This is a genomic window from Paenibacillus sp. PK3_47, from assembly GCF_023520895.1.
In the GTDB taxonomy this organism is placed as follows: domain Bacteria; phylum Bacillota; class Bacilli; order Paenibacillales; family Paenibacillaceae; genus Paenibacillus_AQ.
The window spans coordinates 951,741-974,784 of record NZ_CP026029.1 but is presented as its reverse complement, the minus strand read 5'-3'; the positions used below and the strand labels follow the sequence as shown (position 1 = coordinate 974,784).

Annotated in this window: 23 protein-coding genes; 20 read left to right on the top strand and 3 right to left on the bottom strand. The window is 51.6% G+C overall.

Annotated elements, in window-relative coordinates; translation table 11 throughout:
- Positions 1 to 431 precede the first annotated feature (431 nt).
- From spoIIGA to C2I18_RS04490, 12 genes are all read left to right on the top strand, one after another.
- Positions 432 to 1,388 (top strand): sigma-E processing peptidase SpoIIGA, encoded by a 957-nt coding sequence (spoIIGA, locus tag C2I18_RS04545; RefSeq protein WP_481857871.1) that lies wholly within the window; start codon positions 432 to 434, stop codon positions 1,386 to 1,388.
- Between the two features lie 131 nt (positions 1,389 to 1,519).
- Positions 1,520 to 2,242 carry an RNA polymerase sporulation sigma factor SigE gene (sigE, locus tag C2I18_RS04540; RefSeq protein ID WP_249902005.1) on the top strand — a complete coding sequence of 241 codons (723 nt, stop codon included), beginning with the start codon at positions 1,520 to 1,522 and terminating at the stop codon, positions 2,240 to 2,242.
- Between the two features lie 79 nt (positions 2,243 to 2,321).
- Positions 2,322 to 3,104: an RNA polymerase sporulation sigma factor SigG gene (sigG, locus tag C2I18_RS04535; protein WP_249900094.1), complete on the top strand. Its 783-nt coding sequence runs from the start codon at positions 2,322 to 2,324 to the stop codon at positions 3,102 to 3,104.
- A 186-nt stretch (positions 3,105 to 3,290) separates the two neighbouring features.
- The gene (locus C2I18_RS04530; RefSeq protein WP_249902004.1) at positions 3,291 to 3,602 is read left to right on the top strand and encodes a YlmC/YmxH family sporulation protein; all 312 of its coding nucleotides are present in this window, start codon (positions 3,291 to 3,293) and stop codon (positions 3,600 to 3,602) included.
- Between the two features lie 84 nt (positions 3,603 to 3,686).
- Positions 3,687 to 4,544, top strand: a complete 858-nt coding sequence (pgeF, locus tag C2I18_RS04525; RefSeq protein ID WP_249900093.1) for a peptidoglycan editing factor PgeF — start codon at positions 3,687 to 3,689, stop codon at positions 4,542 to 4,544.
- A gap of 9 nt (positions 4,545 to 4,553) precedes the next feature.
- Positions 4,554 to 5,246 carry a YggS family pyridoxal phosphate-dependent enzyme gene (locus C2I18_RS04520; RefSeq protein ID WP_249902003.1) on the top strand — a complete coding sequence of 231 codons (693 nt, stop codon included), beginning with the start codon at positions 4,554 to 4,556 and terminating at the stop codon, positions 5,244 to 5,246.
- The gene (locus tag C2I18_RS04515) at positions 5,246 to 5,689 is read left to right on the top strand and encodes a cell division protein SepF (RefSeq protein ID WP_249900092.1); all 444 of its coding nucleotides are present in this window, start codon (positions 5,246 to 5,248) and stop codon (positions 5,687 to 5,689) included. Before C2I18_RS04520 ends, C2I18_RS04515 begins: the two co-directional genes overlap by 1 nt.
- A 58-nt stretch (positions 5,690 to 5,747) precedes the next feature.
- Positions 5,748 to 5,966: a YggT family protein gene (locus C2I18_RS04510; RefSeq protein WP_249900091.1), complete on the top strand. Its 219-nt coding sequence runs from the start codon at positions 5,748 to 5,750 to the stop codon at positions 5,964 to 5,966.
- A 3-nt stretch (positions 5,967 to 5,969) separates the two neighbouring features.
- A complete protein-coding gene (locus tag C2I18_RS04505; RefSeq protein WP_249900090.1) occupies positions 5,970 to 6,752 on the top strand; it encodes a YlmH family RNA-binding protein in 783 nt (260 codons plus the stop codon).
- Positions 6,753 to 6,982: 230 nt separating this feature from the next.
- On the top strand, positions 6,983 to 7,468 hold the full coding sequence (locus tag C2I18_RS04500; RefSeq protein WP_249900089.1) for a DivIVA domain-containing protein: 486 nt from the start codon (positions 6,983 to 6,985) through the stop codon (positions 7,466 to 7,468).
- Between the two features lie 917 nt (positions 7,469 to 8,385).
- Positions 8,386 to 11,478, top strand: a complete 3,093-nt coding sequence (gene ileS, locus C2I18_RS04495) for an isoleucine--tRNA ligase (protein ID WP_249900088.1) — start codon at positions 8,386 to 8,388, stop codon at positions 11,476 to 11,478.
- 274 nt (positions 11,479 to 11,752) lie between these two features.
- Positions 11,753 to 12,118: a DUF5665 domain-containing protein gene (locus C2I18_RS04490; RefSeq protein WP_249900087.1), complete on the top strand. Its 366-nt coding sequence runs from the start codon at positions 11,753 to 11,755 to the stop codon at positions 12,116 to 12,118.
- A 33-nt stretch (positions 12,119 to 12,151) separates the two neighbouring features.
- Here the strand turns inward: C2I18_RS04490 and C2I18_RS04485 are convergent, their stop codons facing one another.
- On the bottom strand, positions 12,152 to 12,883 hold the full coding sequence (locus tag C2I18_RS04485) for a TraR/DksA C4-type zinc finger protein (protein WP_249900086.1): 732 nt from the start codon (positions 12,881 to 12,883) through the stop codon (positions 12,152 to 12,154).
- Positions 12,884 to 13,128: 245 nt separating this feature from the next.
- Here C2I18_RS04485 and lspA point away from each other — a divergent pair, with 245 nt between their 5' ends.
- The 3 genes from lspA (at position 13,129) to C2I18_RS04470 (ending at position 15,952) form a co-directional block, all read left to right on the top strand.
- On the top strand, positions 13,129 to 13,632 hold the full coding sequence (lspA, locus tag C2I18_RS04480) for a signal peptidase II (RefSeq protein WP_249902002.1): 504 nt from the start codon (positions 13,129 to 13,131) through the stop codon (positions 13,630 to 13,632).
- Positions 13,625 to 14,599 carry an RluA family pseudouridine synthase gene (locus C2I18_RS04475; protein WP_249900085.1) on the top strand — a complete coding sequence of 325 codons (975 nt, stop codon included), beginning with the start codon at positions 13,625 to 13,627 and terminating at the stop codon, positions 14,597 to 14,599. Before lspA ends, C2I18_RS04475 begins: the two co-directional genes overlap by 8 nt.
- 99 nt (positions 14,600 to 14,698) lie before the next feature.
- Positions 14,699 to 15,952, top strand: a complete 1,254-nt coding sequence (locus C2I18_RS04470; RefSeq protein WP_249900084.1) for an LL-diaminopimelate aminotransferase — start codon at positions 14,699 to 14,701, stop codon at positions 15,950 to 15,952.
- A gap of 66 nt (positions 15,953 to 16,018) precedes the next feature.
- On the opposite strand, the gene C2I18_RS04465 is transcribed toward C2I18_RS04470, so the two are convergent.
- Complete coding sequence (locus tag C2I18_RS04465; RefSeq protein ID WP_249900083.1) at positions 16,019 to 16,513, bottom strand: cysteine hydrolase family protein; 495 nt, start codon at positions 16,511 to 16,513, stop codon at positions 16,019 to 16,021.
- Between the two features lie 169 nt (positions 16,514 to 16,682).
- Positions 16,683 to 17,258 (bottom strand): GNAT family N-acetyltransferase, encoded by a 576-nt coding sequence (locus C2I18_RS04460; protein ID WP_249900082.1) that lies wholly within the window; start codon positions 17,256 to 17,258, stop codon positions 16,683 to 16,685.
- A gap of 129 nt (positions 17,259 to 17,387) precedes the next feature.
- Between C2I18_RS04460 and C2I18_RS04455 the strand changes: the two genes are divergently transcribed.
- From C2I18_RS04455 to carA, 5 genes are all read left to right on the top strand, one after another.
- Positions 17,388 to 18,026, top strand: a complete 639-nt coding sequence (locus C2I18_RS04455) for a GyrI-like domain-containing protein (protein ID WP_249900081.1) — start codon at positions 17,388 to 17,390, stop codon at positions 18,024 to 18,026.
- An 895-nt stretch (positions 18,027 to 18,921) separates the two neighbouring features.
- Positions 18,922 to 19,503 carry a bifunctional pyr operon transcriptional regulator/uracil phosphoribosyltransferase PyrR gene (gene pyrR, locus C2I18_RS04450; RefSeq protein WP_249900080.1) on the top strand — a complete coding sequence of 194 codons (582 nt, stop codon included), beginning with the start codon at positions 18,922 to 18,924 and terminating at the stop codon, positions 19,501 to 19,503.
- Positions 19,504 to 19,505: 2 nt separating this feature from the next.
- Entirely contained in the window at positions 19,506 to 20,414 is a 909-nt protein-coding gene (locus C2I18_RS04445; RefSeq protein WP_249900079.1) for an aspartate carbamoyltransferase catalytic subunit, read from the top strand.
- 102 nt (positions 20,415 to 20,516) lie between these two features.
- Positions 20,517 to 21,797 carry a dihydroorotase gene (locus tag C2I18_RS04440; protein WP_249900078.1) on the top strand — a complete coding sequence of 427 codons (1,281 nt, stop codon included), beginning with the start codon at positions 20,517 to 20,519 and terminating at the stop codon, positions 21,795 to 21,797.
- 67 nt (positions 21,798 to 21,864) lie between these two features.
- On the top strand, positions 21,865 to 23,043 hold the full coding sequence (gene carA, locus C2I18_RS04435; protein ID WP_249900077.1) for a glutamine-hydrolyzing carbamoyl-phosphate synthase small subunit: 1,179 nt from the start codon (positions 21,865 to 21,867) through the stop codon (positions 23,041 to 23,043).
- The last annotated feature ends 1 nt before the right edge of the window (position 23,044 follow it).

The following is a 23,044-nucleotide window of genomic DNA, read 5'->3' as shown; positions in this document are numbered from 1 at the left end:
TCTTCATCTTCATCATTTAGGTTAATTAGTCGGAAATACTCCCGCTATTTGGACGAAACCAGGCCTTTTGAATCCAATTCGGCATATTTAAGTGGAGATTTTCCCACTAGTATGAAAATTCCGGTAGTTGCTTGAGATTTAGAGGAGAAATTCCACTTAGCCTGGTCTAATCACACTCCCTGAAACTTTTTCCCTACAACGAATAATTAACAGGCCCCGAAATCATAAGCTAAGTGGTATAAGTAAAACAAGGTCAGCCCTCACAGGCTGGCTTTTTTGTGGTCTGACCCTGCTATAACTCGACAAAAAAACCTCAGGAACGCCTCCCAAGTTTAGACAGACTTTGAATACGAGACTTTCTATACTAATCATATCGTCCAAAAAAGAGAGCCTGCTCCTGCGGCTGGGGGGCAGCTGCGACTCTTAGGCAGGTGAATGCAATGGTAGTTTATATTGATTTGATTTTTGCTGCCAATCTGCTGATTGACGGAGTTCTTTTGTGGCTGACCGGCTGGCTTGTCAAAATGAAGGTCTCCTGGTGGAGGCTGGCCCTCTCCTCATTGGTTGGCGCGCTGTATGTAGTGATGATGTTCGTACCGGAGCTGTCCTTTCTGTATACCTTCCTCATTAAGTTCGGATTGTCAGTGATTATGCTGTGGATTGCTTTCGGATTCAGGAGCCTGCAAAGCTATCTTCGCGCACTGGGAGCTTTTTATATTATTAATTTTGCAGCGGCAGGGGGTATCGTGGGAGTTCATTATTTGCTGCAAAGCTCCGGCGACATTTGGAACGGTATTATGTTTACCTCTGCTGGAGGCCAAGCCCACCGGCTAAAAATCGGTTTCTGGTTCGTGCTTGCCTTTCTGCCCCTGGTTTTGTTCCTGTTTAAGCTTATTCATACTTCACGCATGCACAGGGAGCAGCTGGACACGTACATCGGCGAGGTGCTGGTGGAAATTGACGCAGTGAGCGTTATCTGTAAGGGACTGCTTGACACAGGCAACCGGCTGAATGACCCGCTGACCCGGATTCCGGTGATGGTCATGGAGGCATCGCTCTGGGAAGGCCATCTGCCGGCATCCTGGATCGGCAAGCTGACTCAGGGGGATGCGGACAAACTGCTGCTGGAGACGGACGGGCAGTCTTTTGCCTGGCAGGACAGAATGCGGCTGGTGCCATACAGGGGAGTTAACCGCGGGTCGTCTTTTATGCTGGCGCTGAAGCCTGATTTTGTAAGCATCAAGCTGGGAGAGGAAACCTATCAGAGTAGGAGAGTGCTGATTGGACTGGATGGAGGCACGCTGTCCGGGGACGGCGCCTACCGGGCGATTATACATCCGGACCTGATCCAGAAAGAACAGATGGCTGAAGCGGCGGTGTCCTGCTGAGCACGCTTGAGCGCCCTTCACAGCCGGATTAAGCGGACAACAGGTAGTGAACAGGCAGTTTTGTGTCAGCTCGAAAACAGGTCGGAAGAGGAACATCTCAGGGTAACTGTGCACTTCTTGGAGGAGGAACAATCATGGTCAAATGGAAGATTGCGCTGCAGCTGCAGTATTACCGTATGCTGTTTCTGCTGGGGCTTAAAAGCCAGGAAATCTATTATATCGGCGGAAGCGAGGCGCTGCCTCCCCCTTTAACGCGGGAAGAGGAAGAGTTTTTACTGAACCGGCTGTCCAGCGGGGATGCTGCTGTGCGGGCTATGCTGATTGAGCGCAACCTGCGGCTGGTGGTATACATCGCCCGTAAATTTGAGAATACAGGCATCAACATTGAAGATCTTGTCTCCATCGGTGCCATCGGGCTGATCAAGGCAGTCAATACATTTGATCCGGAGAAAAAAATAAAGCTCGCCACCTACGCCTCACGCTGTATCGAAAATGAGATTCTGATGTACCTGCGGCGTAACAGCAAGACCCGGAGTGAGGTCTCTTTTGATGAGCCGCTTAATATTGACTGGGATGGTAACGAGCTGCTGCTGTCGGATGTGCTGGGCACTGAAAATGATACCATTTACCGGAATATCGAGGAACAGGTGGACCGCAAGCTGCTGCAGAAGGCGCTGGAAAAACTTAGCGAGCGGGAGCGGCTGATCATGGAATTGCGCTTTGGACTGCGCGGCGGAGAAGAAAAAACACAAAAAGATGTGGCGGATCTGCTGGGCATTTCTCAGTCTTACATCTCACGGCTGGAGAAAAGAATTATCAAGCGGCTGCGCAAAGAGTTCAACAAGATGGTGTGAGGATCTGACGGGCAAGGAATAAAATGCCGGGCCGGGGAGATAATGTACATTAATGTTTCTCCTTGGGAGGTAAATCATCATGACCCGTAACAAAGTCGAGATTTGCGGTGTGGATACCGCCAAGCTGCCCGTTCTTACGAACGTGGAGATGCGGGAGCTGTTCACTTCGCTGCAGCAGCAGGGCGAGCGGTCCGCCAGAGAGAAATTGGTAAATGGGAACCTTAGACTTGTGCTTAGCGTCATTCAAAGGTTCAATAATCGGGGAGAGTTCGTTGACGATCTGTTCCAGGTAGGCTGCATCGGATTGATGAAAGCCATCGATAATTTTGATTTATCGCAAAATGTAAAGTTTTCCACCTACGCCGTACCGATGATTATCGGAGAGATCCGCCGCTATCTGCGGGACAACAACCCCATCCGGGTGTCACGCTCCCTGCGGGATATCGCGTATAAGGCGCTGCAGGTCCGTGACAGCCTGACCAACCAGAATTCGCGGGAGCCGACGATCTTCGAAATCTCCCAGGCGCTGGGTGTACCGAAAGAGGATGTAGTGTTTGCCCTTGACGCCATTCAGGATCCTGTCTCCTTGTTTGAGCCGATCTACCATGACGGCGGGGATCCGATTTATGTGATGGACCAGATCAGTGACGACAAGAATAAAGACGTGTCCTGGATCGAAGAGATTGCGCTGCGTGAAGCGATGAGAAAGCTGGGCCAGCGGGAAAAACGGATTCTCTCGATGCGTTTCTTTGAAGGCAAGACGCAGATGGAGGTTGCCGATGAAATCGGCATTTCCCAGGCACAGGTATCACGGCTGGAGAAATCAGCGATTCAGCAAATGCAAAAGCATGTAAAGTCATAGGCATGTCAAACAAATGAAACAGGGGTATCCTTAAGCGGCAGCAATCCGCGGGATACCCCTTTATATGTTGGCGGGGACTGATAAATATAGGTATGTAGCCAAGCCCGGAGTACATATATTGGATTATATGTCTTATTGTACAGGGGTGCTGAGGTGAACGAGGATTCGATCGGAGCGGGCAAAAAAATGAAAATTTCTGATTTTCAGACGAAGGATGTCATTAATATTGTCGATGGAAAACGGCTTGGACAAATCAGTGATTTGGAGCTGGACCTTCGCCGCGGCGTCATAGATGCCATTGTCGTTCCCGGGTTTACACGGTTTATGGGGCTTTTCGGAGGCGGAGCAGATCTGATCATTCCCTGGCGGAATATTGTCAAGATAGGTGCCGATGTCGTGCTTGTAAAAATAGAGGAGCCGAGGATGCCTCAGGGACAGGAAGAGCGTGAAACGATGTATCTGGAGCGGGGAGACCGCAGTGAAAGGCGCACTTATTAACAAGGGGCGCCTTTTTGACTGTGAACATACCCTCACTTTGTGGGGATTTTTATACTTGTGGTACACTTAGACAGAGGTGAAATTATGGAGCCATTTGTTCAAAAAGAAGAAACGCCTGCGCTGTTTCATATAGAGCCCTGGCGTTTAGAGCATAATAGGATTACTGCAGGTTTTACAGGAAGGCAAGGCGGCTTCGGCAAGGCCCCTTATGACAGCTTCAACTGCGCCTTTCATGTTGGTGACGAGCCGGAAGATGTGCTGAATAACCGGCGGAGACTTGCGGAGCGTCTTGGATTTACACTGGAAGCCTGGACCTGCGGTGAACAGACACATGGAAAAGAGATTGCAATTGTCACGGAGCGTGACCGCGGACGCGGCAGCCTGGACAGGACTTCGGCTTTCCAGTCCACCGACGGTCTGCTGACCAATGTGCCGGATGTGCTGCTCACATCCTTTTACGCAGACTGTGTGCCGCTGTATTTCTATGATCCTGTGAAGCGTGCCGCAGGTCTTGCGCATGCGGGCTGGAAAGGAACTGTTGCTGAAATTGCAGGCGCAATGGCCCGTAAAATGCAGGAGGTATACGGCAGCCGTCCGAAGGATATTCTTGCGGCAATCGGACCTTCCATAGGGGAATGCTGCTATGAGGTCGACGATTATGTGATGGATCATGTGCGCCGGCTGGAGGATACGCTGGGGGCGCAGGCTTTTGACGGAACCGGGCAGGTTCTCTACACCAAATCGGAAACCGATGACAGCAAAAGTATGCTTAACTTGAAAGAAATGAACCGACGCATTATGATTAAAGCAGGAATATTGCCGACTCATATCGAATGTACAACTTGGTGTACAAGCTGTAACCCTGATCTTTTCTTTTCATACCGCAAGGAGAACGGAATTACAGGCAGAATGACGAGCTGGATTGGAATAAAGGGGAGTTGAACGTTGGCTTTGACACTGCAGGACAGAATTTCAGATGTAAAGGAACGCGTAGCGAGAGCGTGTGCGGCAAGCGGAAGAGATGCACATGAAGTCAAAATCATTGCAGTGACAAAATATGTCTCGCTGAATACGGTATCCGCTGTGCTGGAAGCAGGACTTATGGATATCGCAGAGAGCCGCTGGCAGAATGCAGAGCATAAATGGAAAGCCCTTGGAGACAAGGGAACCTGGCATTTCATCGGTCATCTGCAGACCAATAAGGTGAAGGATGTTATCGGCAAATTTGAATATATACACTCTATGGACCGGTTATCACTGGCGCAGGAGCTGCACAAAAAGGCTGAAGCTGCCGGAATTACGGTAAAGGTATTCCTGCAGGTCAATATCTCGGGGGAAGACAGCAAGTTTGGCCTGAGTCCTGAAGCTGTGCCCCAGTTTCTGCGTGAAATAGCCGTTTATGACCGCGTGAAGGTCATCGGACTGATGACGATGGCCCCTCATGAAGAGGACCCGGAGCTTACCCGCCCGGTATTCCGCGGACTCCGTGAGCTGCGGGATGAGCTTAATCTGCTAGCTTTGACACCTGAGCCAATACAAGAGCTGTCGATGGGAATGTCGAATGATTTTGAAGTGGCGATACAGGAAGGAGCCACCCAGGTGCGCCTGGGAACGGTATTAGTAGGTCATGAGGAGGGAGACTGATGGGCGTAATGAACCGGTTTATGAGTTTTTTGGGCTTGCAGGAGGAAGAGGAAGTTGTTGAACGGGAGCAGATTACCCGTGAGGAGGAAGAGTTCGAACCCGCCCCTGTAGAAACCCGCAAAAATCAGCGGGCCAACGTCGTTAGCATCCATTCACAAAAAAATGTGAAGGTAGTCCTTTATGAGCCGCGTTCTTATGAAGAAGCTCAGGAAATAGCCGATCATCTCCGTTCCCACCGTACGGTGGTGATCAATCTGCAGCGGGTGCGCAATGACCAGGCTATGCGGATTATTGATTTTCTCAGCGGAACCGTTTATGCCCTGGGCGGAGGAATCTCCAAGATTGGGGGCAATATATTCATGTGCACACCGGATACCGTTGAAATTCAAGGGTCCATTACAGAAATCCTGGGTGACGATCAAGACTATAACAGAATGAGGTGATTGGGCTTTGCTGGAAATCTTTTCAATAATTGATATACTCTTTAGGATTTACTACTACATGATCATTTTCTATATACTTATGTCCTGGCTGCCTAATGTACGCGAGAACTTTATTGGGGAACTGCTGGGCAAGCTTGTAGAGCCTTATCTGTCGCCTTTCCGCAAGGTTATTCCACCGCTGTTCGGAACGATTGACTTCTCTCCGATTGTTGCGCTGTTTGTGCTTCAATTTGCAGTTACGGGCCTCAAGTCCATTGTGGCACTTCTGATCGGTTAAAATATGAAGAATGAACTTTACGGGCATTTTCATCCCGATGAACGTCAATTTGTGGACAAGGCCTGGGAATGGGTCACGAATGCCGGAGAATATCATGAAACCAAGCTGACTGAATTTCTCGATCCCCGCCAAGGGTATATTCTGCAAAGTCTCGTGAACCGTCATCCCGATGTGGAAGTGAGATGGGAGGGCGGTTCTGAGCGCGCGGAGCGGAAGAGGGCATTGATTGCTCCCGATTACCGTGACCTGACGGACGAGGATATGGAGCTGAAAGTGCTGGCCATTACGTCCGGAGAACAGAAGTTTCTGGATTTGGAGCATGGGGATTATATGGGGGCGATTCTCGGTCTTGGTATCAAAAGAGGAAAAATCGGCGATATCCATGTGCTGGAAGATGGCTGTCATGTAGTGGTAGCCGCGGATATCGCCAATTTTCTTGCCATGAATTTAACGGGAGTACACCGGGTTAATGTCAGTACGGAAATTCTGCCTCTCTCCGGCCTGCGCAGCAGTGAGGTCAAGCTGGAGACCATGGACCTTACAGTAGCCTCCCTGCGGCTGGATGGAATTGCAGCGGATGTTACCCGGTTAAGCCGGAGCAAAATTCTTGCACCGATCAAGGCCGGACGTGTCAGGGTGAACTGGAAAGTTGTGGAGGATCCATCGGCTGGTCTTAAAGACGGTGATGTCGTCTCCATTCAGGGCTTTGGACGTTTTAAGGTGCTAGAGATCGGCAGTCTGACCAAAAAAGGGCGGTACCGGGTTCAGGTCGGCAAATTTGTCTGAATCCGCAGCAGGAATCCTGAGTTCCTTGTCGAAATTGATTATCTCTAGGGAAGCAAACATTTTGAAAGCTGGACGCCGATACTTGTAGAAGAGGCGGATCCTGGAGCGGCTGACGGAATGAATCCCCGCCTTCCGCCTTATACTTGAAGTACAGTCTTTCTTCTTTGTCTGCCGGGACATTTTATGGTTCAGGGGCATAAGAGGTCCTAAATTTCTAGGAGGTGCACAGCATGCCATTAACGCCGCTCGATATACATAACAAGGAATTCTCCCGGAGAATCCGCGGTTATGATGAAGATGAAGTCAATGAATTTTTGGATCAGGTGATCAAGGATTACGAAAGTGTCATTCGTGAGAACAAGGAGCTGCAGAACCAGCTATTGTCGATTCAGGAGCGTCTGGACCACTTTGTAAATATTGAAGAAAGCTTGTCGAAGACGATTCTTGTCGCCCAGGAAGCTGCGGATGATGTGAAGAACAATTCCAAGAAGGAATCCCAGCTGATTATCAAGGAAGCGGAGAAAAACGCGGACCGGATCATTAACGAAGCGTTGTCCAAATCCCGCAAGATTTCGATTGAAACCGAAGAGCTGCGCAAGCAGGCATCGATCTACCGCACCCGTTTCCGGACACTGCTGGAAGCACAGCTGGAGCTGCTGTCCCAGGATGACTGGAATGCGCTGGAGAGCCGCGAAGTCAGCGAGAATCTGCTGTAGCTGCAGAAGGGATGCCAGAGGTGGCTATGGTACACCTCTATGTTGACATTTCTGCGGAAAACGTCTATAACTAGAACATATCTGTACAACTTTAATATGTATTCGATGACGGGACAAGTACGATAAGGTAACGTTCTCCAGAGAGTCGGTGATTGCTGCGAGCCGATCGTTCACGCCTTGCCGGAAGATCTTCCCCTAGAAGCTAAGCTGAAGCGATTTATTCGTGTGTAGGTTTACGCCGTCCGCCGGACGTTATCCCGGCCCGTGCCAGAACTTATGGTGCGGACTGAGATTGTGCTGAATACACTCCCCTTAAGGATGTGCTGCAGGCGCAGAATTAGGGTGGTATCGCGAGCGTCGTCTCGCCCCTTTGGGGCGGGACGACGTTTTTATTATGTATCTGTATCCCTTATTTTCTATCCCCCTAAATCCCCCTTCCAAGGGGGACCCCAAGGGCTGGCCGCCCTCTGGACACCCGCAACAAGTGCTCCGAGTGGGGATGGACGGTGGCGGACGGGGAAGGATTACTACGGCGGAAGGCGCGGCCCTTCTTAGGCTCCCCTGGCGGGTACGCCTGCGGGGCCTTAACCTTTAAAGACAAGATCAAAGACAAGATCAAAGGCAAGATCAAAGGCAAGGGCAACCCGGCCCAGTGCTGCCCTAACGGGATCGCGGGCCGGAGGCCCAAGATCAAAAGGCAAGGGCAAGATCAAAGGCAAGATCAAAGACAAGATCAAAGACAAGATCAAAGACAAGATCAAAGGCAAGGGGCAACCCGGCCCAGTGCTGCCCTAACGGGATCGCGGCCGGAGGCCCAAGATCAAAGGCAAGATCAAGGGCATAGGCAAAGGGCGAGGCAAAAGTGCGTTGAGTTAGGGAATCGAACAGCTGTTAAACGAAAGGAAGGATTGACCAACATGCAAAAAGTAGATGTCAGAGAAAAAGCGCGGGCCAGAGACGTCCGCATATTGAAGAAATGGAGCGATGAGAACACGTTCCGCAGATCGATGGAGAACCGTGAAGGCAAGCCAAACTACGTCTTCTATGAAGGACCGCCGACTGCAAACGGCGCGCCGCATATCGGCCACGTGCTCGGCCGGGTAATCAAAGACTTCATCGGCCGCTATCAGACGATGAAGGGCTTCCGCGTAGTCCGCAAAGCGGGCTGGGATACGCATGGCCTGCCGGTAGAGCTGGGCGTGCAGAAGAAGCTCGGCATCTCCGGCAAGCAGGAGATTGAAGAGTACGGCGTGGAGAAATTCATCAAGGAATGTAAGGCCAGTGTCTTTGGCTATGAGAAGCAGTGGCGCGAGTTTACGGAAGCAATCGGCTACTGGACCGATCTGGATAATCCTTATGTAACGCTGGATAACACGTACATTGAGAGTGTGTGGAACATCCTTGCTACGGTGCATGAGAAGGGACTGCTGTACCGCGGTCACCGCGTAAGCCCGTACTGCCCGAGCTGTCAGACTACGCTGAGCTCCCATGAAGTGGCTCAGGGCTATAAGACGGTTAAAGATCTGAGTGCAACCGCCAAGTTCAAGCTGGACGGCAGCGGCGATTATGTTCTGGCCTGGACGACAACCCCTTGGACCCTCCCGGCGCATATGGCGCTGGCCATGAACCCGGAGATGGATTATGTCCGCGCACAACAGGACAATGGGGTCTACATCCTGGCGAAGAATCTGGTGGAAGAGGTACTGAAGGGCGAGTACACAATCCTTTCAACACACAAAGGCTCCGAATTCATCGGCCAAAGCTACACTCCGCCGTTCAGCTTCATCAAGGCAGAGAAACAGAATGTAATCGTGGGCGCATCCTTTGTTACGGATTCCAGCGGTACGGGGATTGTGCATATGGCTCCGGCACACGGGGAAGATGACTACAAGACCTGCCGCGAAAACGGCATCAGCTTCGTTAACGTGGTTGACGCTTCCGGTAAGTATACGGATACAGTAAGTGATTTTGCCGGACGTTTCGTGAAGGACTGCGATCTGGATATCGTGAAGGTGCTGTCCGAGAGAGGTCTCCTGTACGGCAAAGAGAAATATGAGCACAGCTACCCGTTCTGCTGGCGCTGCGATACACCGCTGCTCTACTATGCAACAGACAGCTGGTTCATCAACACCACAGCGATCAAGGAACAGCTGGTTGCTAACAATAACAGTGTAGACTGGTACCCTGAGCATGTGCGTGAAGGCCGCTTCGGCAAATTCCTGGATGAGCTCGTTGACTGGAACATCAGCCGTAACCGCTATTGGGGCACGCCGCTGAATGTATGGGTCTGCCAGGATACAGGCAAGGAATTCGCACCGCACAGCATCGCCGAATTGAGAGCAATGGCGACGGAAGAGGTGCCTGAGGATATCGAGCTGCACAAGCCGTACGTGGACAGTATTAAGCTGCGCAGCCCGTTCAGCGAAGGCGGAGTGATGGTCCGTACCTCTGAAGTGATCGACGTATGGTTCGACAGCGGCTCCATGCCGTTTGCCCAAAGCCATTATCCGTTCGAGAATGAAGAGAATCTGAATGACCAGTTCCCGGCGGACATGATCTGTGAAGGAATTGACCAGACCCGCGGCTGGTTCTACAGTCTGCTTGCAGTCTCTACGCTGTTTAAGGGAGTGGCACCGTACAAGGCGGTTATCGCTACAGGACACATCCTGGATGAGAACGGCCAAAAAATGTCCAAATCCAAAGGCAATGTCATCGACCCTTGGGAGATCATGAACGAATACGGCACGGACGCCTTCCGCTGGGCGATTCTGTCCGACAGTGCGCCGTGGAATAACAAAAGATTCTCGCGCGGCCTGGTAGGAGAGACCAAATCCAAGGTTGTGGATACGCTGGTCAACACGCATGCGTTCCTGACCCTGTATGCCGGCATTGACGGCTACGATCCTGCAGATCACCCGTTCAAGGTTTCGGAGCACAAGCTCGACCGCTGGATTCTCTCCCGCCTGAACAGCCTGATTGTCGTAGTGGAAAAAGGCCTGGCTGTCAACGATTTCGTCAATTCGTCCAAAGCAATCGAGACCTTTGTGGATGAGCTGAGCAACTGGTACATCCGCCGTTCCCGCGACCGTTTCTGGGGCGCCGGACTGGGTGAAGAGAAGCTGGATGCTTACCGTACACTGACTCATGTGCTGCTGACGACAGCTGCGCTTGTAGCTCCGTTTATGCCGATGCTGGCTGAAGACATCTTCACGAACCTGGGCGGCGGGGAAAGCGTGCATCTGGTGGATTATCCGGCAGCCGACGAAAGTCTGATCGACCTTGAGCTGGAACGCGATATGGAAAGCGCAAGAGGCATTGTCGAGCTGGCCCGCAACGTGCGCAACGAGACCGGCATCAAGAACCGCCAGCCGCTGTCCGAGCTGATCGTCTCCATGGACCACGACTTTGATGTGGCGGATTATGAAGAGATCATCAAGGATGAGATCAATGTAAAGACCATCGTACTGGAGAACAGCGACAGCGGCTTTGTTGACTTTACATTGAAGCTGAACCTGAAGGTGGCAGGCAAAAAGTACGGCAAAAATGTCGGCTTCCTGCAGGGCTTCCTGAAAGGAATGGACAGTGACGCTACCCGCAAAGTGGTGCAAAATGGCGTAGCTGCAGTTGTGTCTCCTGATGGGGAGGAGCTGCAGATCACGTCCGAGGAGCTGCTTGTCGAGAAGCAGGCCAAACCTGGTTTTGCTGCCGCTTCCGGTTACGGGCTGACGGTTGCCCTGAATACTGAAATCACTCCGGAGCTGGAGCAGGAAGGCTGGGTGCGGGAAATTATCCGTGCAGTTCAGGATTACCGCAAACGCCTGGATCTTGCCATCGAGAAGCGGATCGCGCTTACGCTGCAGCTGGATGATGAGCTGAAAGCTGCAGTTACCGCCTTTGAACATGTACTGCGTGAGAATGTGCTTGTGACGACGGTTGATTTTGACGGAGACCACAGCTTTGAGACGGTGGACCTCAGCGGCAGAACGATCGGAATCTTTATCGGAGCCTAAGAAGAGGCCTTGTATTACCCGGCCCGAAATGGCATATACTAGCGGCATACGCAGATGCGTCCAGCTTCACTGAAGGGCGTATCTGCCGATGACAGGGTACAATGTACTGCTTTCAGGATGCCGTTGCTGCGAGAATGTGAGGATGAGGTGCAGACATCTTTATCATTTGGCGCAAAATGACGAGTCCCGTGTTCCCGGAGAACTGATCTCCCGGACCGGGCCTTGTTTGTTTTCAGCAGCTGTGCAAGTCATGCCGGGAAAGGAGCCGGAAATCGTGGTTGACCGGAAAGAAGAAGACAAAGGAACCGGAGTACACCCCGGTGAGAGGGGACAGGCCAAACCGCAGGAAGAAAAAATGGATGCCATTTACAGGGTGACAAACGGACTGGCCCAGCAGATGGAAAAGGCGCGGATCGCCGAATATACACAGCTGCTATTTTCGCCGTGGAGACTGATCGGACTGAACATTTTGTCAGGGGCGGCACGCGGACTGGGGATTGCGCTGGGCTTTACGTTTTTTGCGGCTACCATTATTTATCTGCTGCAGATGCTTGGGGCGCTTAACCTGCCGATCATCGGCGATTATATTGCGGATATTGTCCGGATCGTACAGCATCAGCTGGAGCTGAAGACGTTTTAGCTGTTGGCCGAAAATAAAAGGAGCAGCTCAAGGCTACTCCCTTCTTTTTTTATGGCCGGGATCCAGCAGGTAGCTGCCTTCCTCGGAATCCATGTAGTGGCGGTAGCTGGTCCCCTGCACAATAATCATATGATTACCGGCAATATCGGTGGCGACAAAATTTTCCCAGGGCTCGACGAAGCCTTCGGTTTCATCGGCCTCAATCTCCATATCGTTGTAGGAATCGATATTATTACCTTCAGCGAGCGCGGGAGAATTGGAGCTGCCCCAGCTTTCCACAATCTGCCAGGCGTCTTCACCGTCAAAGCCGTTATATTCCTCATGCTCGTCAAGACTGCTGCGGCCGAAAGGCGGGTTCAGGAACTCCTCCTCTGCCGGACGTGTAAAGGGTGCGCTCTGGCGTGGAGAATATTCTTTGCTGTACCTTGTGGCGGGGAGGGCAGACAGGCGTTCAAAAGGAATCGGCTGGCCGCTGGCGATACAGATCCCGTAGGTTCCTTCATCCATAGCTTTTAATGCCGCTTCAATGTCCGTAAGATCATGCTCTTCCCGCTCTACGAGGGAGATATCAATGGAACGGTTGTACAGATCTGTAGCCACATCACCGGGATGGTTGTCAATTTCGGACAGTTCACCGGTCGTATCGCGCATGGATTCCTGCAGTCCGTGAAAATCATTGGAATGCAGTCTGCGGATAATCTCCTCCCGCTCCTGCAGAAGAGCTTCGCGCAGGTGGGAGAGCTGCTGTGGGGTCAAATGGCTCATGGAATATGCTCCTTTCAGATGCTTTTGGGAGATCGTGGCCGCCTGCCGGCGGATGCCCGGTTTCTTCTTAGGTAGCTTGGCCCGGGAGAGTCCTTTTTAGCGATGGAAAATAGTGCCCCGGTCCGCGTTTTGCGAAAGTCCTGCAATAGACGTGTTCTTGAGGCCTGTGCTACAATATACAAGTCTTTATACAGTATTTGTACCGCTTGAGCAGCGGGAAAAATAAGAACGGAGTGACAACTTCTGTGGTGTACTATCTGATTGCGCTAATTCTGTTTTTGATCGACCAGGGTACCAAATATGTGATTGCTACGCGGATGGAGCTCGGTGAGCAGATTCCGGTGATCAAGGACTTCTTCATCATCACGTCCCACCGCAATCGTGGAGCCGCTTTCGGAATACTTCAAGGGCAGCAGTGGTTCTTTATTATTGTTACAATTGTTGTTGTCGGCGGTATTGTCTGGTATCTCAATAAGACCAAAGGCACCCGCAGGCTGCTGCCTACCGCACTTGCACTGGTGCTTGGCGGAGCTGTGGGCAATTTCCTGGACCGTCTGCTGACCGGTGAGGTCGTGGATTTTCTGATGTTCAATTTCGGCAGCTACACCTTCCCGATTTTTAATGTGGCGGATTCCTGTATTGTCATCGGGGTTGGACTGATCATCCTGGACACACTGCTGGATATGAAGGGCGGAGAAGAGATTACCGAGGTCAAAGAATCAAAGGAAGTAAGAGAAGGGAATGAATGATTTGAATAAAGACGTCAATGAGCAGGCGGCAGCATCAGCCTACGAGGAAGAACGGGACGTCACGGAATGGACAGTTGCCGCAGAGAACGCCCGCGAGCGGATTGATAAATACATTACGGAGTCCTGGGAAGAGGAGGTTTCACGGTCCCAGGTGCAGCTGTGGATCAGCGGAGGACATGTTACTGTTAACGGGGCACCAGTCAAAGCGAACTACAAGCTCTCCGAAGGCGATGTTGTTGCCGTGACTGTACCTGAGCCTGAAGTTACCGATCTTATCCCGGAGAACATCCCGCTTGAAGTGGTCTATGAAGACAGTGATGTGATTGTCGTGAATAAACCGCGCGGTATGGTCGTGCATCCGGCTGCCGGGCATCCTTCAGGTACACTGGTCAATGCATTGATGTACCACTGCAAAGACCTGTCAGGCATTAACGGCGAGATCCGTCCGGGGATTGTGCACCGGATCGACAAGGATACCTCCGGACTGATTATGGCCGCCAAAAATGACGCCAGCCATGCGTCACTGGCCGCCCAGCTCAAGGAGCACAGCGTAACCCGCAGATACATAGCTGTGGTGCACGGCAATCTGTCGCATGACAAAGGAACAGTGGATGCACCGATCGGCCGTGATCCGCATGACCGCAAGCTGTACACTGTAACCGAGAAGAACAGCAAACGGTCCGTGACCCATTTTACCGTGCTGGAGCGCTTTGGTGACTCTACACTGCTGGAGCTGCAGCTGGAGACGGGGAGAACCCATCAGATCCGTGTGCATATGAAATTTATCGGGCATCCGCTTGTTGGGGATCCGGTATACGGGCGCAGCAAGGGCCTCACTATGAACGGACAGGCTCTGCATGCTGCAGTATTGGGATTTGTGCATCCTTCGACAGGTGAATATATGGAGTACAGTGCACCGCTTCCGGCAGATATGGAAGATGTGCTGTTTACGCTGCGCAGCAGATAAGTACAAATGAAGTGATTATAAATCCATGGTTTTAGGGGACTTTTTGCGGCATAGTTAGAACATGGAAAAGAAAAAAATCCAGGAGATGAGAACTAAGCCATGAGTATTGAACAATATCAGCAAACTTATATTCAATCTAATTTTGCTGACCGCATCGGCGGAGCGAACTACGGCAAAGACACAGCTATCTACAAATTCGAGAAAATCAAACGTGCCAAAGCATCGGCAAAGCAGGATTTTCCTAACATTGAATTGATCGATATGGGCGTAGGCGAGCCTGACGAAATGGCCGATGAAGGCATTGTCGCCCAGCTGGCAATTGAAGCCTCCAAAGAAGAAAACCGCGGATACGCCGATAACGGGATTCCTGAATTCAAAGCGGCAGCGGCTGCATATCTGAAGGAAGTCTTCCAGGTGGACGGTATTGACCCTGTAACAGAGGTTGTCCATTCCATCGGTTCGAAGCCGGCGCTGGCTATGCTGCCGTCCTGCTTCATCAATCCGGGAGACATCACAATCATGACAGTGCCTGGCTACCCTGTACTGGGTACACACACCAAATATCTGGGTGGACAAGTCTACACGGTTGAACTTAAGAAAGAGAACAACTTTCTGCCTGACCTGAACTCCATCCCTGAAGATATCGCCCGCAAAGCGAAGCTGCTGTACCTGAACTATCCAAATAACCCTACGGGTGCAAGTGCAACGCCTGAGTTCTTCAGCGCAGTTGTGGAATGGGCCAAAAAATATGATGTTGTCGTTGTCCACGACGCTCCGTATGCAGCCCTGACTTATGACGGTGTGAAGCCGCTGAGCTTCCTGTCCGTGCCTGGTGCAAAGGATGTGGGTATTGAGCTGCACTCCCTGTCCAAGTCCTATAACATGACAGGCTGGAGAATCGGATTCGTTGCCGGCAACCCGCTGATTGTGAAAGCGTTCAGTGATGTGAAGGACAACAATGATTCCGGTCAATTTATCGCGATCCAAAAGGCTGCAGCTTACGGTCTCGAGCATCCTGAGATTACCGAAGCGATTGCCGCCAAATACTCCCGCCGCCACAACATGCTGGTTGACGCGCTGAACAGCCTGGGCTTCAAAGCCGAAAAGCCGAAGGGTTCGTTCTTCCTCTATGTAGCAGCGCCAAAAGGCGTTAAAGGCGGACGCCGGTTCGAGTCCGGAGAAGACTTCTCGCAGTTCCTGATCCGTGAGAAGCTGATCTCCACTGTGCCATGGGACGATGCCGGTCCATTCGTACGTTTCTCCGTTACTTTCGTTGCCAAAGGCGAGGAAGAAGAGAAGCGTGTCATTTCTGAAATTCAGAGACGTCTGAGCGACGTTGAATTTGAATTTTAATTAACGCTATAGAAGAAGCCGCTGCAGAGAAGTCTGCGGCGGCTTTTTTTGCTGCTATAGAGGAAGTTATTTATTCAATAAGAATTCAACTACCGGGTATGAAATAAGGTGGCGGTCATGGTACAGTGCGGCGGTGGCTTCCGGCCGGGTGCTGAGGACGCTTTTTTGCAGCATGGCTGCCTGAAAATCCCGTTCCAAAGCGCCATTATAAGTAAACGTAACACAGTGCTCTACTGCAAACCCTGCCACAATAACGAATCCCACATTCTGACTGCGCAGCAGCTGCTCTAAATCGGTTTGCCAGAAGGCATTGGAGTACTGCTTCATCACCCGGATATCCTGCGGATCTACGGTGATTTCCGGAATGACCTCCCGGACTGCCGGATCAGCATCACCCCCGGCGCCTTCCATATCCTGAATATGCACGACCAAATGCCCTTTTGAACGGAGCAGCCCCGCCACGTGGTTAATATACTCGCAGGCCTCAGCCACTTTCAGCTCTTTCATCAGATCATGCATAAAAATGTTCTGCATATCCACAATCAGCAAAGCGGTTTTCAATATGCCGTTTCCTCCTAAGATGAATAGTATCCCTTAATTCTAAGCGGAGGGGCAGCTGCATTCCAGAGAAAAGATGCTTTTAATTGTTTTCTCCTGCTCAGCTGTAAGCTCCCCGTAAGCTCCCCGTAAGCTCCCCGGAAACTCCTCGTAGCTCCCCGTACCCGTAAGCTCACTTTTTCTTTGCAGACGGGCGGTAGGCTATGCTGTGAAATTTATTAATATAGCGGAACAGGGACTCCCCGTTATCCTGGACAGTAATGTGCTGATCCAGCGGCTTCAGCATGGCCTGATACGGCTCCGGCACCCAGATATACTGATGTACATAAGGAGTCAGAATAAAGCCGTTCTTTTCCCAGAAATGAATGCGCCGATTATGAGTCTCCGAGTCCCCCGATTCCGCTTCAATGATGACACCCTGAACGCCATGATCTTTTACCGCCCAGTCTATAATCAGCTCCAGAAAAGAGGTACCGGCGCCCTTGCCGCGCATTTCTTCGCTGACAGCCAGATAGTCGATAATAAGCCGCTTGTTGTTCCCCTCAGGAACGATTCCTGTCACAGCCATCGCTGTCACTTGTCCATCCGAGAGTCCGGCGTGCAGGTATGCAATTTCCCGGTCCAGCATGCTGCGCAGAATCCGTTCCGGTTTGGCCCCGCTGGGGAAAGCTTCACGGTACACCGGTTCAATGGACGCCCACAGGCTGTCATCCCAATGTGCAGTTGTTATAAGCTCCATATTCATCATCTAGTCGCCTCCGGTTTTATCATAGCAGAGCAGAAAGAAAATTTCCCGCTACACAGATAATATGACATACAGCTGTCCATTTCAGATTGCTAAACTGTTACTGTACATTTAATAAAAGGGGGGCCTGTGGTGAAGATCGATTTTAAAAAAACAGAGAAAGAACTGTATCAGCCCAAAAATATTCCCGGTGTAATCGATGTGCCTGCAATGACCTTTATTCAGCTGGACGGACAAGGGAATCCAAATGATACGGAGGGGGAGTACTATCAGGCGGTGGAAGCGCTGTACGCTTTGTCCTATGCGATCAAAATGTCTCCCAGAAGTGGTCCCGCGCCACAGGGATTTTTCGACTATGTAGTCTCTCCGCTGGAAGGATTATGGTGGCAGAAAGGTATTCAGGGGGTAGACCTGAGCAAGAAAGACTCATTCTGCTGGAAGGCCATGATCCGTCAGCCGGATTTTGTGGACGCAAAGGTTTTTGCTGCTGCCGTTGAAACGGTGAGCCGTAAGAAGCCGCTGCTTAATGTATCCAAGGCCAGACTGGCTGTATTTACGGAGGGATTATGCGTGCAGTGTATGCATATAGGCAGCTATGACGACGAACCGGCAACGGTTGCCAAAATGAATAGTTATATATCCGAACAGGGGCTGTTCTGCGATCTGTCAGAGATCAGGCATCATCATGAGATCTACCTCTCCGATCCGCGAAAAACAGAGCCGGCGAGGCTGAAAACTATAATTCGGCATCCTGTTCGGCGCAACCTATAAGGACTTCAACTGCCGGCCCTATCTGGTAAACAGGTTACACGTTGTTATAAGGTGTGCTTTATTCTTGGCCATTAATGGGTTGTATGAGTTGAGCCGGCGTTTTTTGCCGCTGATGTCTGTTAGGCGGATGCCTACCATCTAAATGGATTTTCTCCATGTAATTTCATTATTTCGTGTGATTAGCGGTAAGTAGTGGGAATTCCTCCACCTATTTCGGCCCAAACACTCCTCAGTGAAGGATTTTGGGATAATTAAATGGAGGTTTTCCAGCTAATATTGAATTTTCGTTGTTTGCTGAAGAATGAAGTGGGGAATTTCCCGCTAGATTGGTGAGCATACGCCAAGGACACTAGTCAACCATATGAAACGCAACGCTCTGCCTTGCAGCGTTAAGTCTCTTACTACCCACTCCTCAAACTGGGGGAAGTTTCATTGTTAGGTGGAAGCGCGGAGGGGATTTTGGAACTGTAGGAGCGATAGCGTCCGCCTTTGTCTCCGGATTTATTCCGCGATGCGGACTAATTCAGATAAATCTGGAGACAACAGCGGCCGGAAGTCCAAAATCACCGCAGCAGCGAACATCACCTAACAAGCCCTTACCCTCCTCATCCGCCAAGAAAATTTTTCCGGTTTGACACCCGCCACAACATCTGTCATAATCCTCTTAAATGAATATGCGCCTTTAAATCAGTCCCGTGAGGCTGGCAAGGTAACGTGAATCGAGGTTCGCGACATTTCAGGAGGAATCTCTCTGCGGAGAGAGGGCCTTTTTATGCGCGCGGACACGCCATCTTTTTGAATCTGCGGATTTCACTCCTTGCCTGCTTCGGGCAAGGAGTTTTTTGTTTTCCGGGGAACTTGGACAGGCGCGGACAAGCAGGAGGATGACGGGATTATGTTTACTGAGAAAAATGTCATTATGGATGAAACGGCGATTCGCCGGGCGCTTTCACGCATTGCACATGAAATTCTGGAGAAGAACAAGGGGATCGAGAACTGCCTGCTGGTCGGCATCCGCACCCGCGGGGTGTATCTGGCACAGCGGATCGCGGAACGCATCAAGGAAATTGAAGGCGTCGAGATCCCGTACGGTGAGCTGGATGTCACTCATTACCGGGATGACCGCGAAGGCGGCGGGGAGAACCGGGAAGAAATGGACCGGGCTGCGGTACTGGGTAATCTGACACTTCCGGAAGGCACCAGCGGCATTCACGACAAAAAAGTGATTTTGTTCGATGATGTCCTCTACACCGGACGGACGATCCGCGCGGCAATGGATGCACTGATGGACTGCGGACGGCCAAGAATGATCCAGCTGGCTGTACTGGCTGACCGCGGACACCGGGAGCTGCCCATCCGTCCGGACTATATCGGCAAGAATGTTCCTACCTCCAGACATGAGCAGATCGAAGTGGCGCTGACCGAATTCGACGGCAAGGACGAGGTTTACATTATTTCAAACCGGGAGGAACGATAACAATGATGACGGCAACCAAGGTGAAGGAACGCAGTCTGCTGGGGATAAAAGAACTGGACCGTACGGAGATCAGCCAGCTTTTGAACAGAACAGCTTACTGGGACAATCAGCAGGAGAAACTTACACCGGTTCTGAGATCGCGATTTGTTGCCAACATGTTTTTTGAGAACAGCACACGCACCCGGTTTTCCTTTGAAATGGCCGAGAAGCGCTTAGGGGTTCAGGTGCTGAATTTTACGGCTGCAGCTTCCAGTGTAGAAAAAGGCGAGTCGATCTACGACACTGTACGGACTCTGGAGTCCATGGGGATCGATGCCGGAGTTGTGCGTTTGAAGCCTGCGGGTGTACTGCAGCAGCTGGCGGAGAAAGTATCCATCCCGCTGATCAATGCCGGAGACGGCAACAATGAACATCCGACACAGGCGCTGCTGGATCTGTATACGATGAACAAACATTTTGGTGGGCTGAAGGGTCTTACCGTATCAATTATCGGGGACATTATGCACAGCCGCGTAGCACGCTCGAACCTCTGGGCGCTGACCAAAATGGGTGCCAAAGTGCAGTTCTGCGCTCCGGAAAATATGAAAGCCCCCGAGCTTGCTGCCTACGCTCCGTATGTGACCATTGCCGAGGCGCTGAAAGCAGATGTGGTCATGATGCTGAGAGTGCAGCTGGAGCGGCATGCCTCAGGGATTCTGCAGTCTGCAGAAGAGTACCGGAAGCAGTTCGGGCTTACAGAAGAGCGGGCAGCCAAGCTGGATAAAAAGACAATCATTATGCACCCTGCACCGGTGAACCGGAATGTGGAAATCGACGATGCGGTAGTGGAGAGCAGCCAGTCCAGGATTTTCCCGCAAATGGCTAACGGGGTGCCGGTACGCATGGCCGTGATCGAGCGGGCGCTGTCCTAAAAACCTGACATAAAAAAGATTAATATTTATACACAAACATGAATTTTTATTATATAATAACTACGAAGCTTGCGGCTGCGGCCTGTAGGCAAAAGGAGAGACATGACAGTGATTATCAAAAACGCTAGCGTGCTCGGCACAGACGGCCAGCTGGAACGTAAACATATTGTCATTCAGGACGGTGTTATCTCGGCCATCACGAGTGAACTTGAAACGGTGGACGGAACAGAAGAAGTTATAGAAGCCGAAGGCAAGCTGCTCATTCCGGGACTGATCGATATGCATGTCCATCTGCGCGAGCCGGGGTTCGAACATAAGGAGACTGTGGAGACGGGAGCGCGTTCGGCTGCCAAAGGCGGATTCACCACAATCGCCTGTATGCCTAACACCCGCCCGGTAACGGACACTCCTGAAATCGTACAATTTGTAAAAGATAAAGCGCGCGAAGCCGGACTGGTCAAAGTACTGCCCTACGCAGCCATTACGAAGAACGAGCTGGGACGTGAGCTGACCGATTTTGCCGCGCTAAAAGAAGCCGGAGCGATCGGATTTACTGACGACGGCGTAGGCGTACAGACCGCCCAAATGATGAAGGATGCCATGAAGCTGGCGGCCGGCCTGGATATGCCGGTGATCGCTCACTGCGAGGATGATTCACTGGTTGAAGGCTGTGCGGTGAATGAAGGTACCTTTGCCACCAAGCATGGTCTCAAGGGAATCCCGAACGAGTCGGAAGCCATCCACGTGGGCCGGGACATTCTGCTCGCGGAAGCGACAGGCGTACACTACCATGTGTGTCATGTCAGCACAGAGCAATCTGTGCGGCTGATCCGCCAGGCCAAACAAATCGGCATCAAGGTTACTGCAGAGGTTTGTCCGCATCACCTGCTCCTCTCGGAAGAAGATATTCCGGGCATGGACGCCAACTGGAAAATGAACCCGCCGCTGCGCTCCCGCCGCGACGTGGAAGCCTGCATCGAAGGTCTGCTGGACGGCACGATCGACATCATCGTAACGGACCATGCACCGCATAGTGAAGAAGAGAAAGCTAAGGGCATGCAGCTGGCACCGTTTGGTATCGTCGGCTTTGAGACGGCCTTCCCGCTGCTGTACACAGCTTTTGTAGAAACAGGTAAATGGGATTTGTCGCTGCTGGTGCAGCGGATGACGGCTGACCCGGCCCGCGTGTTCCGGCTCAATACCGGCAGTATGGCGGTAGGAGCGCCTGCCGACTTAACACTGATTGATCTGTCGCAGGAAAAGGAAGTGGACCCGAAGACATTTGCCAGCAAAGGGCGCAATACTCCTTTTGGCGGATGGAAGCTTAAGGGCTGGCCGGTTATGACTTGGGTTGACGGCAAGAACGTATGGAATGAACAGTAAAAGCCCGGGACTTCCGGGATAAAAGACATAGGAATCAGACTACAGAAACAAGAAGGAGTGGAAGGTAATGCAGGCGAGATTGCTGCTACAGGACGGAACATTATTCACAGGCACCGCTTTTGGCGCTGAGGGCGAAATGACAGGTGAGGTTGTGTTTAACACAGGGATTACAGGATATCAGGAGGTGCTGTCGGACCCTTCATACTGCGGGCAGATCGTTACGATGACGTATCCGCTGATCGGAAACTACGGCATCACCCGTGATGACTTTGAATCCGTGCGTCCTTTTGTACATGGCTTTGTCGTCCGCCGGCATGAGGAAGTTCCAAGCAACTGGCGCGCAGAGTACAGTGTGGATGACCTGCTGAAGGAGTACGGCATTCCGGGAATCAGTGAGATCGATACACGGATGCTGACCCGCATTATCCGCCACTACGGAACGATGAAGGCCATCCTGACCACTTCCAATAAACGTGTAGAAGAGCTTATGGAAATGATGGGCGACACTACCATTGAGGAGCTGCGCAATCAGGTAGCCCGCACATCCACAACCAAAACCTACAGCAGTCCAGGAACCAAAGAGCGGATCGTGCTCGTCGATTACGGCGCGAAGACCGGTATCCTGCGCGAGCTGAACAGCCGCGGCTGTGATGTAGTGGTTGTACCGCACGATGTGACAGCAGATGAGATCCGCCGGCTGAACCCGGACGGCATACAGCTGTCCAACGGTCCGGGGGACCCGAAAGACGTGCCTTATGCTGTAAATACGATTTCCGAGCTGCTCGGTGAATATCCGATCTTCGGCATCTGCCTTGGACATCAGCTGTTCGCGCTGGCTTGCGGAGCAGATACAGAGAAGCTGAAATTCGGCCACCGCGGCGGCAACCATCCTGTGAAGGAGCTGGAGAGCGGACGCTGCTTCATTACTTCGCAGAACCATGGCTACACCGTCAATGAGGAATCTGTGAAGAGTACAGAGCTTGAAGTAACCCATATCAACAATAACGATAAGACCATCGAAGGTCTGAAGCATAAGCATTATCCTGCATTTTCGGTGCAGTACCATCCGGAAGCTGCGCCGGGACCGCATGACAGCAGCTATTTGTTCGACCGTTTCCTGCAGATGATTGCGGAACACAAGGCAAAGCTGCCTGCCGGCTCACGCCAGGCCCAGCTTGCTGCCAATGCCAGAATCACGGCACCCAAACCTACTGCGAAGCTTGAAGCCGTGAAAGGAGCTCTATAAC

Excerpts from the sequence above, each read along its gene's own strand:
- sigG (WP_249900094.1), top strand. The coding sequence starts at position 2,322 with ATGACCCGTAACAAAGTCGAGATTTGCGGTGTGGATACCGCCAAGCTG.
- C2I18_RS04530 (WP_249902004.1), top strand. The coding sequence starts at position 3,291 with ATGAAAATTTCTGATTTTCAGACGAAGGATGTCATTAATATTGTCGAT.
- pgeF (WP_249900093.1), top strand. The coding sequence starts at position 3,687 with ATGGAGCCATTTGTTCAAAAAGAAGAAACGCCTGCGCTGTTTCATATA.
- C2I18_RS04515 (WP_249900092.1), top strand. The coding sequence starts at position 5,246 with ATGGGCGTAATGAACCGGTTTATGAGTTTTTTGGGCTTGCAGGAGGAA.
- C2I18_RS04510 (WP_249900091.1), top strand. The coding sequence starts at position 5,748 with ATGATCATTTTCTATATACTTATGTCCTGGCTGCCTAATGTACGCGAG.
- C2I18_RS04505 (WP_249900090.1), top strand. The coding sequence starts at position 5,970 with ATGAAGAATGAACTTTACGGGCATTTTCATCCCGATGAACGTCAATTT.
- C2I18_RS04500 (WP_249900089.1), top strand. The coding sequence starts at position 6,983 with ATGCCATTAACGCCGCTCGATATACATAACAAGGAATTCTCCCGGAGA.
- ileS (WP_249900088.1), top strand. The coding sequence starts at position 8,386 with ATGCAAAAAGTAGATGTCAGAGAAAAAGCGCGGGCCAGAGACGTCCGC.
- C2I18_RS04485 (WP_249900086.1), bottom strand. The coding sequence starts at position 12,883 with ATGAGCCATTTGACCCCACAGCAGCTCTCCCACCTGCGCGAAGCTCTT.
- C2I18_RS04475 (WP_249900085.1), top strand. The coding sequence starts at position 13,625 with ATGAATGATTTGAATAAAGACGTCAATGAGCAGGCGGCAGCATCAGCC.
- C2I18_RS04470 (WP_249900084.1), top strand. The coding sequence starts at position 14,699 with ATGAGTATTGAACAATATCAGCAAACTTATATTCAATCTAATTTTGCT.
- C2I18_RS04460 (WP_249900082.1), bottom strand. The coding sequence starts at position 17,258 with ATGATGAATATGGAGCTTATAACAACTGCACATTGGGATGACAGCCTG.
- pyrR (WP_249900080.1), top strand. The coding sequence starts at position 18,922 with ATGTTTACTGAGAAAAATGTCATTATGGATGAAACGGCGATTCGCCGG.
- C2I18_RS04445 (WP_249900079.1), top strand. The coding sequence starts at position 19,506 with ATGATGACGGCAACCAAGGTGAAGGAACGCAGTCTGCTGGGGATAAAA.
- C2I18_RS04440 (WP_249900078.1), top strand. The coding sequence starts at position 20,517 with ATGACAGTGATTATCAAAAACGCTAGCGTGCTCGGCACAGACGGCCAG.
- carA (WP_249900077.1), top strand. The coding sequence starts at position 21,865 with ATGCAGGCGAGATTGCTGCTACAGGACGGAACATTATTCACAGGCACC.